Source organism: Pseudomonas sp. GT1P32 (assembly GCF_054897805.1).
On the sequence record NZ_CM142704.1, the window covers coordinates 5691359 to 5703988 of the forward strand.

13 protein-coding genes are annotated in these 12630 nt (G+C 58.2%); 6 read left to right on the forward strand and 7 right to left on the reverse strand.

What is annotated here, in order from left to right; all coding sequences use genetic code 11:
• Positions 1-57: 57 nt before the first annotated feature.
• The 3 genes from ACYZUC_RS26090 to ACYZUC_RS26100 form a co-directional block, all read right to left on the reverse strand.
• A complete protein-coding gene (locus ACYZUC_RS26090) occupies positions 58-813 on the reverse strand; it encodes a DeoR/GlpR family transcriptional regulator (protein ID WP_008032173.1) in 756 nt (251 codons plus the stop codon).
• Positions 814-1052: 239 nt separating this feature from the next.
• On the reverse strand, positions 1053-2558 hold the full coding sequence (gene glpK / locus ACYZUC_RS26095) for a glycerol kinase GlpK (protein WP_461991316.1): 1506 nt from the start codon (positions 2556-2558) through the stop codon (positions 1053-1055).
• Positions 2559-2633: 75 nt separating this feature from the next.
• Positions 2634-3485 carry an MIP/aquaporin family protein gene (locus ACYZUC_RS26100; RefSeq protein WP_461991318.1) on the reverse strand — a complete coding sequence of 284 codons (852 nt, stop codon included), beginning with the start codon at positions 3483-3485 and terminating at the stop codon, positions 2634-2636.
• Positions 3486-3854: 369 nt separating this feature from the next.
• Here ACYZUC_RS26100 and ybaK point away from each other — a divergent pair, with 369 nt between their 5' ends.
• The gene (ybaK, locus tag ACYZUC_RS26105; protein WP_007971306.1) at positions 3855-4325 is read left to right on the forward strand and encodes a Cys-tRNA(Pro) deacylase; all 471 of its coding nucleotides are present in this window, start codon (positions 3855-3857) and stop codon (positions 4323-4325) included.
• Positions 4326-4340: 15 nt separating this feature from the next.
• Positions 4341-5123 carry a PhzF family phenazine biosynthesis protein gene (locus ACYZUC_RS26110; protein WP_461991320.1) on the forward strand — a complete coding sequence of 261 codons (783 nt, stop codon included), beginning with the start codon at positions 4341-4343 and terminating at the stop codon, positions 5121-5123.
• 106 nt (positions 5124-5229) lie between these two features.
• Here ACYZUC_RS26110 and ACYZUC_RS26115 read toward each other — a convergent pair whose 3' ends face one another.
• Together ACYZUC_RS26115 and argF are read right to left on the reverse strand one after the other, a co-directional pair.
• Positions 5230-6339: an ABC transporter ATP-binding protein gene (locus ACYZUC_RS26115; protein WP_461991322.1), complete on the reverse strand. Its 1110-nt coding sequence runs from the start codon at positions 6337-6339 to the stop codon at positions 5230-5232.
• Positions 6336-7256 (reverse strand): ornithine carbamoyltransferase, encoded by a 921-nt coding sequence (gene argF, locus ACYZUC_RS26120; protein ID WP_032829003.1) that lies wholly within the window; start codon positions 7254-7256, stop codon positions 6336-6338. The genes ACYZUC_RS26115 and argF overlap by 4 nt, the downstream gene beginning before the upstream one ends.
• 407 nt (positions 7257-7663) lie before the next feature.
• Between argF and ACYZUC_RS26125 the strand changes: the two genes are divergently transcribed.
• The 3 genes from ACYZUC_RS26125 (at position 7664) to grxD (ending at position 10630) form a co-directional block, all read left to right on the forward strand.
• Positions 7664-7954, forward strand: a complete 291-nt coding sequence (locus tag ACYZUC_RS26125; RefSeq protein ID WP_150639464.1) for a hypothetical protein — start codon at positions 7664-7666, stop codon at positions 7952-7954.
• Between the two features lie 134 nt (positions 7955-8088).
• Positions 8089-10194 (forward strand): molybdopterin oxidoreductase family protein, encoded by a 2106-nt coding sequence (locus tag ACYZUC_RS26130; protein ID WP_461991324.1) that lies wholly within the window; start codon positions 8089-8091, stop codon positions 10192-10194.
• A gap of 97 nt (positions 10195-10291) precedes the next feature.
• Entirely contained in the window at positions 10292-10630 is a 339-nt protein-coding gene (gene grxD, locus ACYZUC_RS26135; RefSeq protein ID WP_208669683.1) for a Grx4 family monothiol glutaredoxin, read from the forward strand.
• Positions 10631-10786: 156 nt separating this feature from the next.
• Here grxD and bfr read toward each other — a convergent pair whose 3' ends face one another.
• Positions 10787-11263, reverse strand: coding sequence for a bacterioferritin (bfr, locus tag ACYZUC_RS26140; protein ID WP_008032161.1), 477 nt, complete (start codon positions 11261-11263; stop codon positions 10787-10789).
• Between the two features lie 199 nt (positions 11264-11462).
• Positions 11463-11681, reverse strand: coding sequence for a bacterioferritin-associated ferredoxin (locus tag ACYZUC_RS26145; RefSeq protein ID WP_008032160.1), 219 nt, complete (start codon positions 11679-11681; stop codon positions 11463-11465).
• Positions 11682-11993: 312 nt separating this feature from the next.
• On the opposite strand from ACYZUC_RS26145, the gene ACYZUC_RS26150 reads away from it, so the two are divergent.
• Positions 11994-12596: a peroxiredoxin C gene (locus ACYZUC_RS26150; RefSeq protein WP_461984067.1), complete on the forward strand. Its 603-nt coding sequence runs from the start codon at positions 11994-11996 to the stop codon at positions 12594-12596.
• Positions 12597-12630 lie beyond the last annotated feature (34 nt).

Here is a 12630-nt window from a genome sequence, read left to right on the forward strand (position 1 = left end):
GTACGCCATCGCCGGCAAGCCGGCTCCTACAAGGAGGTTGTTTAGCAGTCAGGGGGGTTAAACGACCTCAAGCCGAATCTTGTGCTGACTCAACAACTGCGCCAGCGCCGGCACTGGCTGCTGATCCGTCACCAGGCAATCGATCAAGCTGATCGGCCCCAGGCGAATCATGGCATTGCGCCCGAATTTGCTGGAGTCCGCCGCCAGAATCACCTGCCGCGCATTGGCGATGATCGCCTGCGACACCCGCACTTCCTGATAATCGAAGTCCAGCAGGCTGCCGTCTTCATCAATACCGCTGATGCCGACCAGGGCGAAGTCGACCTTGAACTGGTTGATGAAGTCGACACTCGCCTGACCGACCACGCCACCGTCGCGCCGCACATTGCCACCGGTCAGCAGAACGTCGAAGTCGTCCTTGGCGCTGAGCATCGAAGCCACGTGCAGGTTGTTGGTGATGATCTTCAGGTGGTTGTGGTTGAGCAGCGCCCGGGCAATCGATTCGGTCGTGGTACCGATATTGATGAACAGCGAGGCGTGATCGGGGATCTGTGCGGCAATGGCTTCGCCGATACGCTGCTTTTCATCGCGCATCTGATCGGCACGCATGGCGTAGGCGGTGTTTTCGACACTGGAATCGTAGGCTGCGCCACCATGGTAGCGACGCAATAAATTGGATTCCGCGAGCTGATTGATGTCGCGGCGGATGGTCTGCGGTGTAACGACGAACAGCGTGGCCATTTCCTCGATGCTGACATAGCCGCGTTCGCGGACCAGTTCGAGGATTTGCTGCTGACGGGGAGGCAGATTCATGGGGCTTCCTTTGGGCTGCCGTGCAAAATTTGCCCATGATGACGCAGGAATCTGCTCCCTACCAGTTTCCAAACAACGTGAAAGCTACTGCGCTCGGCAATCCTGCGTTAAAAACAGGCTCGGACTGCTCATTTACAACCTCGTAAACTCCGCGTCCTCGCCTGTTTTTGCCTTGTCTTGCCTTCGCTCGCTACGCTTTCACGTTATTTGGACATACAGATACGAGTACTTACGTTGGCTTATTCAGCGCCTTCATGAGGTTCCCAGTCACGCGTGCGGCTGACCGCTTTTTTCCAGCCAGCGTAGAGTTTTTCCTTGGCTGTTTCGTCCAGTGCCGGCTCGAATTCGCGCTCGATCACCGCCTTGCCGCGCAGTTCTTCCAGGCTACCCCAGAAGCCACACGCCAGACCGGCCAGGTACGCCGCACCAAGTGCGGTGGTTTCGCGCATTTGCGGGCGCTCGACCTGAGTGCCGAGGATGTCGGCCTGGAATTGCATCAGGAAGTTGTTTGCCACTGCGCCGCCGTCTACACGCAGGGCTTTGAGGCGTTCGCCGGAATCCTGTTGCATGGCGTCGAGCACGTCGCGGGTCTGGTAGGCAATCGACTCCAGCGCTGCACGAATAATGTGATCCACGCGTACGCCGCGAGTCAGGCCGAACAATGCGCCACGGGCATACGGGTCCCAGTACGGAGCGCCCAGGCCGGTGAAGGCTGGCACCAGGTACACGCCGTTGCTGTCCTTGACCTTGTTGGCGAAGTATTCGGTGTCGTGGGCGTCGTTGATGATTTTCAGTTCGTCACGCAGCCACTGAACGGTGGAGCCGCCGTTGAACACCGCGCCTTCCAGCGCGTAGGCCACTTCGCCACGCGGGCCGCAAGCGATGGTGGTCAGCATGCCGTGCTTGGACTTCACCGCTTTGTCGCCGGTGTTCATCAGCAGGAAGCAACCGGTGCCGTAGGTGTTTTTTGCCTGGCCTGGCTCGACGCACATCTGGCCGAACAGGGCAGCCTGCTGATCACCGGCGATACCGCCGATGGCGATGCCGCTTTTGGTGTGGCCGTAGATTTCTGACGAGGACTTAACTTCCGGCAGCATCTCGCGTGGAATATCCAGCACCTCCAGCATCTTCGCATCCCACTCCAGGGTGTGGATGTTGAAGAGCATGGTGCGCGAGGCGTTGGTGTAATCGGTGACGTGGACTTTGCCGCCGGTAAATTTCCAGATCAGCCAGCTGTCCACGGTGCCGAACAGCAGTTCGCCTTTGCGCGCACGCTCGCGGCTGCCTTCGACGTTATCGAGGATCCACTTGAGTTTGGTGCCGGAGAAGTACGGGTCGGTGACCAGGCCGGTGGTGTCGCTGATGTATTGCTCGTGGCCGTCACGTTTGAGCTGCTGGCAGATCTCGGTGCTGCGCCGGCACTGCCAGACGATCGCGTTGTAGATCGGGCGGCCGGTGGTCTTGTCCCAGACCACAGTGGTTTCGCGCTGGTTGGTGATGCCGATGGCCGCGACCTGGTCGTGATGCAGGCCGGCTTGCGCCAGGGCCTCGACCATCACGGCGCTTTGGGTGGCGAAGATTTCCATCGGGTCGTGTTCGACCCAACCGGCTTGCGGGTAATGCTGGGCGAATTCGCGTTGGGCGGTGCAAACCACGTTCGCGTCGCGGTCGAAAATGATCGCGCGGGAGCTGGTCGTACCCTGATCGAGGGCAATGATGTAGTTCTTATTCTGAATGTCGGTCATGTCGATTGCCTTGGACGAAATAAGGGAGTGAGGTCAGGCGCGGGACCAAATGGGCAGGATCACGCGCCTACGGTATCAAGAAGTTCTTGGTTTGCCGTCAATGGCCGGTGTTGCGTCCTTTGTAGCAGGTTCGGCGCTGGGCAGATGACGGGCAATCAGCCCGCGATACGCTGCAGCACCGAGGCAAGCACCGGCAATCGGTGCAAAAATCGGGATCAGGAAATACGGGATATCGCGCCCGCCGGTGAAGGAAATTTCACCCCAGCCAGCGAAGAAAGTCATCAGTTTGGGACCGAAGTCACGCGCCGGGTTCATCGCAAAACCGGTCAGCGGGCCCATCGAGCTGCCGATCACTGCAATCAGCAGGCCGATCAGCAGCGGCGCCATCGGCCCGTTTGGCAGACCGTTGTTGTCATCGGTCAGGGACATGATCACGCCCATCAGGACCGCGGTGATGATCACTTCAACCAGGAAGGCCTGGGCGGTGGACAAGACCGGGTTGGGGAACGTGGAGAACACCGACGCCAGTTCGAGGCTGGCTTGAGTGCCACGAACCATATGGTGAGTTTGTTCGTAATCGAAGAATAGATTGCTGTACAGCGTGTAAACCAACAACGCACCGCAGAAGGCACCAGCCACCTGGGCAAGAATATAGAACGGCAGTTTGCGTTTTTCGAAGTCGGCGAAAATGCTCAGCGCGATGCTCACGGCAGGATTGAGATGAGCCCCCGAAACCCCGGCGGTCAGGTAGATCGCCATGCTGACGCCGACGCCCCAGATGATGCTGATTTCCCACAAGCCAAAACTGGCACCCGCGACCTTGAGCGCGGCAACGCAACCGGTACCAAAAAAGATCAGCAGTGCAGTGCCCAGAAACTCGGCCATGCATTGGCTCGAAAGCGACGGTTGTTGTAAAGCAGTTGTCATTGAAAACCTCTTTGTTTTTGTTGTCTGGCGCTTTTTTCGTCATGGCCAAAGCGCGATTTTCACCAGGGCAGGATCCCCATCCTGTTCCTGGCTTACTGCTGGGTTTTGCATTGTCACGTTTTACGGTATTCAGATTCGAAAAAATATAGACAAGAAACACTGCTGTCAAAGGTCGAAAGTGAACTATCAGTCACAATGCAACTATTAGTCACATGAATGATCGTTTTGTTTTGTGGGCGGGACGAACTCTGACGAGCGGTAAAGAATCGCGCCAAGCGCCGGAAACGCTGCCGTGATAGAGCCTTTTATGGAGCAATGTCCTAGAATCCAGCGCAGTATTTTTTCTCTGCCGCCCAGTCTGGAGCTGTCATGACCCCCGCATTGGATTTGTTGAAAAAAGTTCGTGCCGAACATCGCGTGCACAGTTACGAACATGATCCGAAGGCGGCGTCCTATGGGTTGGAGGCCGCGGAGAAACTGGGGTTGGACCCGGCGCAAGTGTTCAAGACGTTGCTGGCGGCCAGCGAGAAAGGGGAATTGCTGGTGGCGGTGGTGCCGGTCGTCGGAAGTCTGGACTTGAAGGGCCTGGCGCATGCCGCCGGGGTGAAAAAAGTCGAAATGGCCGACCCTGCCGCTGCGCAGCGCTCGACAGGTTATCTGTTGGGTGGCATCAGCCCGCTGGGACAGAAAAAGCGCCTGCGCACCTTTATCGATAATTCGGCCCAGCCCTTTGCCAGCATTTTTGTCAGTGCCGGTCGACGTGGTCTGGAAGTGGAACTGGCCCCCGCGGTACTGGCCGAACATACCCAGGCCAAGTTCGCCGATATCGGCCGCGCCTGAATCAGGGAGAAGGTTATGCAGCTTGAGTTTCATCAGGTCGATGCGTTCAGTGAGCGACCGTTCAGCGGTAATCCGGCGATGCTCTATCGCCTCGATGCCTGGCTCGCCGATGAGTTGATGCAGAAAATCGCCGCTGAACATAACCTCGCCGAAACCGCCTTTGTAGTGCGTGAAGGGCAGGGTTGGCACATCCGCTGGTTCACTCCGACCACCGAGGTGCCTTTGTGTGGGCATGCGACCCTGGCCAGCGCTTATGTCTTGTTCGAGATCTATAAAGAGCCGGTCGAACGCCTGGACTTCATTTGTAAATCCGGCCCGCTGAGCGTGAGTCGTGAGGGCGGTCGCTTGTGGCTGGATTTCCCGGCAATCGTGCCGTCTGCAGTCGGCGTGACCCTGGATGTCGAACGCGCCTTGGGCGTCGACGTGGTCGATGTGTTGGGTTCGAATGAATTATTCGTGGTGCTGGAGTCGGAGCAGGCCGTGCTCGACTGTCAGCCCGACATGGTCGCGTTGGCCAAACTGCCGTGGCCGGGCGCCATCGTCACCGCCAAGGGCAGCAAGCATGATTTTGTGTCGCGGTACTTCGCGCCGGCGATCGGTATCAATGAGGATCCGGTGACCGGTTCGACCCATTGCAGTTTGATCCCGTATTGGTCGAAGCGTTTGGGCAAGTCGAGCCTGACGGCGTATCAGTGTTCGAAGCGAGGCGGGGAGTTGTTCTGTCGGCTGGAAGGCGATCGGGTGAAGATCGGCGGGAATGCGACGCTGGTTGCGAGTGGAATGCTGATGTTGGGTTAACCCCAATCCCGTAGGAGCCGGCTTGCTGGCGATGCAGACAACTCGGTGCAACGGGAAGACCGAGTTGCCTGCATCGCCAGCAAGCCGGCTCCTACAGATTTAGGTATCAGCTAGCGGTGCTGTAACGCCGAACGCCGGATTCGACCGTCGGGATCTGCGCGGCGATGCTGCCGGACGCCTGGAACAACACCAAGTGTTCAGCGGCAACCCGAATGCCAACTTCTGCACCGACCAGATGATCGGCATGGCTCGGGAAGATCGATTCCAGTTGCGCGCCCGTCGGCATCTGCAACCGATACAACGTCGACGCACCCTGGAACGACTTGCCGACAATCCGCGCCTTCAAGTCACTGTCCGGTGCATAAACGATATCGTCCGGGCGCAACAATACGTCCACGGCGCCACCAATCGGCCAGGTGTAGGCCCGATTGCCGCGCAACTCACCCAATTCGGTCTGCACCGATTCCGGGCTGCTCAGCTGACCACGAATGAAGTATCCCTGACCGATGAAACTGGCCACATAGGGCGTCAGCGGTTCGTGATACAGGTTGTAGGGCGTGTCCCACTGTTCCAGGCGACCTTCCTTGAATACCCCGACATGGTCGCTTACCGCAAAGGCTTCTTCCTGGTCGTGGGTCACCAGAATCGCGCTGGTGCCACGGGCCTTGAGGATGTCGCGCACTTCGTGGCTGAGCTTGCGCCGCAGTTCGCCGTCGAGGTTGGAGAACGGTTCGTCGAGCAGCAACAGTTGCGGTTCCGGAGCCAGGGCGCGAGCCAGGGCAACACGCTGTTGCTGACCGCCGGAAAGCTCGTGCGGAAAGCGTTTGCCGAGGTTTTTCAGGTTGACCAGTTCCAGCAGCTCTTCGGTCACGCGATCCTTTTGTGGATGCTTGCGAATCCCGAACGCGATGTTTTCGGCCACGCTCAAATGCGGAAACAGCGCGTAATCCTGGAACACCATGCCGATCCGGCGTTTCTCCGGCGCGAGGGTGAAACCGGCGCTGGAGATCGTCTCGCCCGCCAGGGTGATTTCACCTTCGTGCACCGGTTCGAAACCGGCAATCGCCCGCAGGGTTGTGGTTTTGCCGCAGCCCGAGGAACCGAGCAGGCAACCGATGTCGCCGGCATTCAAATGCAGGTTGAGGTTCTGCACAACGCGCTGGTCTTGATAGCCGCAAGCGAGGTTGCGCAGATTTAGCAGTAATGGCTGGCTCATGCGTGGTGGTACGAAGGCGGGACGAGAAACTCGAGCAGGGCCTTTTGTGCGTGAAGACGGTTTTCCGCTTGATCCCAGGCGACTGAGCGCGGGTCATCGAGCAGGTCGAGGCTGATTTCCTCGCCACGGTGGGCGGGCAGGCAATGCATGAACAGCACGTCATCGGCGGCCAGGTCCAGCAGGGCACGGTTGACCTGGAACGGCGCGAACAGCTTCAGGCGCTTGGCGGTTTCCTCTTCCTGGCCCATGGAGGTCCAGACGTCGGTGCTCACCAGGTGCGCGCCGCGCACGGCGTCCTTCGGATCCCGGACGATGGTCACCCGGTCACCGGCGCTGGCCACGAACTCAGGATTGGGTTCATAGCCTTCAGGGCACGCGATGCGCAACTGGAAGTCGAACTGGATCGCCGCTTCTATATAGCTGTTGCACATGTTGTTGCCATCGCCGATCCAGGCAACGGTCTTGCCCTGGATCGAGCCGCGATGTTCGAGGAAGGTTTGCATGTCGGCCAGCAACTGGCACGGGTGCAGGTCATCGGACAGGCCGTTGATCAGCGGGACGCGCGAATTGGCGGCGAATTCGGTCAGGGTGCTGTGGGAAAACGTACGGATCATCACCGCATCGAGCATGCTCGACATGACGATGGCGGCGTCGCCAATCGGTTCGCCACGGCCCAGTTGCGTGTCGCGCGGCGACAGGAAGATCGCCTGGCCACCGAGCTGGATCATGCCGGCCTCGAACGAGATCCGGGTACGGGTCGAGGACTTCTCGAAAATCATCCCGAGCACGCGGTTTTTCAGAGGCTCGAACAGTACGCCGCGGTTACGCAGGTCTTTGAGCTCAACGCCTCGACGGATCACGCTGACCAGCTCTTCGGGCGTGCAATCCATCAGGGAGAGAAAGTGCCTTGCGCTCATCATTGACTACCTTTTTGCTACAAACCGCAGATGCTCAAAGCCTTGTTTAACTGGAAAACGGGCGAGACCTGCGGCGTAAGCCGCACAGGGCGACGAAATAGGGGAAGGCGCGATCTTATAATTAAATGTCGCGTCTTACCAATAGGGCTACGGTTTTTAGGGGATTTCAGAGGGGCTATGGGGTGACCGCAGTAGCGCTTTTGAAGCCTGTTTCCTGACAGCAGCCGCTCATTTGTACACTGCGGCTGCGGGGCTTTGCAATCAAACAGGGCGGGCATGGTGCGCTGATGGTCGGTTTCTGACCCGGCATTCCAGCCTACTGATGGCAATGTGCCTCGTTTGTAACACTTGCTAATGCAATGTGCTGGGTTATAACTAAGTCACGAGCGACGCAGGAAGCCTTCGGAATGGAATCGAAAGAACAGCAATTGATGGAATTACTAGGTCTCACGGCCCGCTCACTGACGCATCTCACCGCTTCCATGACCTCAATGTCCTTTGAGCTTTTGCGAAGTAACGACGAGGTGACAAAGGCCGCTGGCCGGCGGATGATCGACCGCATGGCCACCATCAGCGCCGGGCTCGACGAGCACTGGCGACTGATCGGCGAGCTCACCGGCGTGCATGTCGCCCACGAACAGATTGAAACCATCCAGGAGATTCAGTTGCAGGCGCCGCCGAGGCTGCCGTCGAACTGATCCCGAGCGGTCATCGGCTGGCCTGATGGCCACCGATTCACAAGACGAACGTCGCTGGCGCAGTGGCGGGGCAGGCGCCATAGTTTTGTTCCCGCGGCCGTTATTGCCCGCCCAGAACAAGACAGAGACTGGCCATGACCAAGACTCTCCATCACCGTGCGTGCCACCTGTGTGAAGCCATCTGCGGCCTGACCATCGAGACCACCGAGCTCGATGGCGATGTGCAGATCACCTCGATCAAGGGCGATGCCCTCGATACGTTCAGCCGCGGGCACATCTGCCCCAAGGCCGTTGCCCTGCAAGACATCCAGAACGATCCTGACCGTCTGCGTCAGCCGATGCTGCGCGTCGGCAGCGAATGGCAACCTATCGAGTGGGAAGATGCCTTCAACCTTGTCGCCGAACGTCTGGCGGGGATACAGGAGCGCCACGGCCAGAACTCGGTGGCGGTTTATCAAGGCAACCCCAGCGTGCACAACTACGGGCTGATGACCCACAGCAATTACTTTCTTGGCTTGCTGAAAACCCGCAACCGGTTTTCCGCGACCTCGGTCGATCAGTTGCCTCATCACCTGACCAGCCATTTGATGTACGGCCACGGCTTGCTGTTGCCGATCCCGGATATCGATCACACCGATTTCATGTTGATTCTTGGTGGTAATCCGCTGGCCTCCAACGGCAGCATCATGACCGTGCCGGATGTTGAAAAGCGCCTGAAAGCGATACAGGCCCGGGGCGGCAAAGTGGTGGTGGTCGATCCGCGTCGCAGCGAAACGGCGGCGATTGCCGATCAGCATCTGTTCGTCCGTCCGGGCGGAGACGCAGCATTGCTGTTCGGGCTGCTCAACACGTTGTTTGCTGAAGGTCTGACCCGCGACAGCCATTTGCCGGTCGACGGCCTGGATGACGTGCGCGAGGCCGTCGCGGCTTTTACCGCCGAAGCCATGAGCCCGCTGTGTGCCGTGCCGGCCGAGCAGATCCGCCAATTGGCGCGGGACTTCGCGGCGGCGCCGAGTGCGGTCTGTTACGGGCGCATGGGCGTTTCCACCCAGGCGTTTGGTACGTTGTGCCATTGGCTGGTGCAGTTGATCAACCTGGTCACCGGCAACCTTGATCGTGTCGGTGGCGCGGTGTGTACCGAGCCGGCGGTGGACCTGGTGGCGTCTACCTCGGGCGGGCATTTCAATCTGTGGCAGAGCCGCGTGTCCGGGCGTCCGGAATACGGCGGCGAGCTGCCAGTGTCGGCGCTGGCCGAAGAGATGCTCACTGAAGGGGAGGGGCAGGTCCGCGCGCTGATTACCGTGGCCGGTAATCCGGTGCTGTCGACGCCTAATGGCCGGCAACTGGAGCAGGCGCTGGACGGGTTGGAGTTCATGGTCAGTGTTGACTTGTACATTAACGAAACCACGCGCTATGCCGACCTGATCCTGCCGTCCACTTCAGCCCTGGAAAACGATCACTACGACACCACGTTCAACATGTTTGCGGTGCGTAACGTCAGCCGGTTCAACCGCGCGATCCTGGCCAAGCCGGAAGGCGCGTTGCACGACTGGGAGATTTTCGTCGGGCTGGCCAAGGCCTTTGCCGCGAAGACCGGCAAGGAACTGAAACCGACGATTCCCCCCGCGCAGATGATCGATCGTGGCTTGCGAATGGGGCTGTATGGCGACGCCTCGCCGCACAAGCTGTCTTTGGCGACGCTGTTTGATCAACCGCATGGCGTTGATCTTGGCGCACTGAAATCCAACCTGGCACCACGCCTGAAAACCGCCAACCAGCGCGTTCAGGCAGCGCCGGCGGCGATCCTTGCCGACCTCTCGCGATTTGCAGCGTTGCAAGCACCGGCGGCCGATGAACTGCTGATGATTGGCCGTCGTCACGTGCGCAGCAATAACTCGTGGATGCACAACTATCATCGACTGGTGAAGGGCAAGCCGCGTCATCAATTGCTGATGCATCCGGACGATCTTGCCAGTCGCGGGCTCAGCGATGGGCAGCGGGTGCGGGTCAGTTCCCGGGTCGGCATGATCGAAGTGGAAGTACTGGGCAGTCAGGATATGATGAAAGGAGTGGTCAGCCTGCCGCACGGTTGGGGCCATGCGCGACCTGGCGTGCAGATGACGATTGCCAGCGGCCAGCCGGGTTCCAGTGCCAATGACCTGACCGACGAGTGTCAGCTCGATGAGTTGTCGGGGAATGCGGCATTGAACGGTGTGCCGGTGACCGTAGCGGCGGCTTGATTGAGTCTGTCGGGGAGACAGAGCATGGCGCTCGGCTTTCCGTTACAATGCGCCACCGTGCCGACCCCCGAGTCGGAAAGTTCAGCCGAGGTGCTTCATGGATATCATCGAAACGATTAAAGAGCAGATTGCTAACAACACCATTCTGCTTTACATGAAAGGTTCGCCGAATGCCCCGCAGTGTGGCTTCTCCGCGAAAGCCGCGCAGGCCGTGATGGCATGTGGCGAAAAGTTTGCGTACGTGGACATCCTGCAGAACCCGGAAATCCGCGCCAACCTGCCAAAATACGCCAACTGGCCAACTTTCCCGCAACTGTGGGTCGGTGGTGAGCTGGTCGGCGGTAGCGACATCATGACCGAGATGGCTGCAGACGGTTCGCTGCAAAGCACCATCAAAGCGGCTGTTGAAGCTGCTGCTGCCAAGACCGAAGCCTGACCCGACTTGTAGGAGCGAGGCTTGCCCGCGAAGGCGTCGTATCTGACACACTGCTTTCGCGAGCAAGCTTCGCTCCTACAAGAGCAGGCATAAAAAAGCCCCGCCTCTTAAAAGAGAGCGGGGCTTTTTATTGTCTTGAGTTTAACGGGCGCTAACTTACTCGTCGTCGCCCATCTGCGATTGCAGATAGTTCTCAAGACCGATTTTGTCGATCAGGCCCAGTTGGGTTTCCAGCCAGTCGATATGTTCTTCTTCGGATTCAAGAATATCTTCGAGCAGTTCACGGCTACCGTAGTCGCCAACGGTTTCGCAATGAGCGATCGCGACTTTCAGGTCTGCATGGCCGGTGCGTTCGATGCGCAGGTCGCACTCAAGCATTTCCTGAGTGTGCTCGCCGATCTGCAGCTTGCCCAGGTCCTGCACGTTAGGCAGGCCTTCCAGGAACAGGATGCGCTTGATCAGCTTGTCCGCGTGTTTCATCTCGTCGATGGACTCGTGGTATTCGTGCTTGCCGAGCTTGTTCAGACCCCAATCTTCATACATGCGCGCATGCAGAAAATATTGATTGATCGCGACCAGCTCATTGGCAAGGATCTTGTTGAGATGCTGGATGACTGTAATGTCGCCTTTCATGATGGGGTCCTGCCCTGTATTAGCCGTCTATAAAGTAGAGTTTGAGCCGCACAACTAAGAGTGTCAAACCTAAGTTATTGAAACTTAAGTGAAAATTAATCGGAATAAGAATGTTTGTGTTCCGCGTCTAGGGCGTAACCAATTGATTTTCAGGCATAAAAAAACCGGACATGAAGTCCGGTTCTTTGGAATAGGGTATTTACGCGGCAGTAAATTCTACAGGGAAAGGAATCGCAGCCTGGGCTGTTTGCAATTTGGTCAGGGTTTCACGCACCACTTCCTTGGCAAGGCAGGCGCATTTGCCGCATTGGCTTGCTACGCCGGTAGCTTGGCGGACTTCCTTGTAGCTGCAGCAACCTTCATAGATTGCTTCGCGGATTTGTCCGTCGGTGACGCCAGTGCAGAGGCAGACATACATAACTGAAACCGTCGCTGGTTATGACTCAATTGCGATGGATCTTAATGTTAACGAGAATGATTGTCAAAGTGGTTTCTGAAAGCTTTGCGTTATAAGCGAGGGTGACTGACGAACGGTTTTCTTCGGGCAATCTGCCAGTAAGCGTGTCGCCGGGAATTTAGCCTGTCGGTGAAAATCCGTTGAGGACAGCTCAAAAACGCAGTGTATGATGGCCGGTCCTTATGAAGCGGGTGGGTGTCACAGGGCTGTCGCCTGAGGGTGGCAGGCTGGCGCAAACCCGGAACTTCACGTTTTTACACCAGGAGATATTCAATGAGCGTACTCGTAGGCAAGCAAGCCCCTGACTTCACCGTACCGGCCGTACTCGGCAATGGCGAAATCGTCGACAGCTTCACCCTGTCGTCGGCCATCAAAGGCAAATACGGCCTGGTGTTCTTCTACCCGTTGGACTTCACCTTCGTTTGCCCATCCGAGCTGATCGCTCTGGACAACCGCATGTCCGACTTCAAGTCCCGCAACGTTGAAGTGATCGCTGTTTCGATCGACTCGCACTTCACCCACAACGCGTGGCGCAACACCCCGGTCAACAATGGTGGCATCGGCGAAGTTCGCTACACCATGGCAGCCGACCTGAAGCACGAAATCGCCAAGGCCTACGACGTTGAATCCGAAGGCGGCGTGGCTTTCCGTGGCGCGTTCCTGATCGACGACAAAGGCGTTGTCCGTTCGCAGATCATCAACGACCTGCCACTGGGCCGTAACATCGAAGAGCTGATCCGTCTGGTCGACGCTCTGCAATTCCACGAAGAGCACGGCGAAGTTTGCCCGGCCAACTGGAAAAAAGGCGACAAAGGCATGACCGCTTCGACCGAAGGCGTCGCGGCTTACCTGACCGAGAATGCTGCTGCCCTGTAAGGCGCATTCGAGGCACAAAAAAACCGGCCGTTGA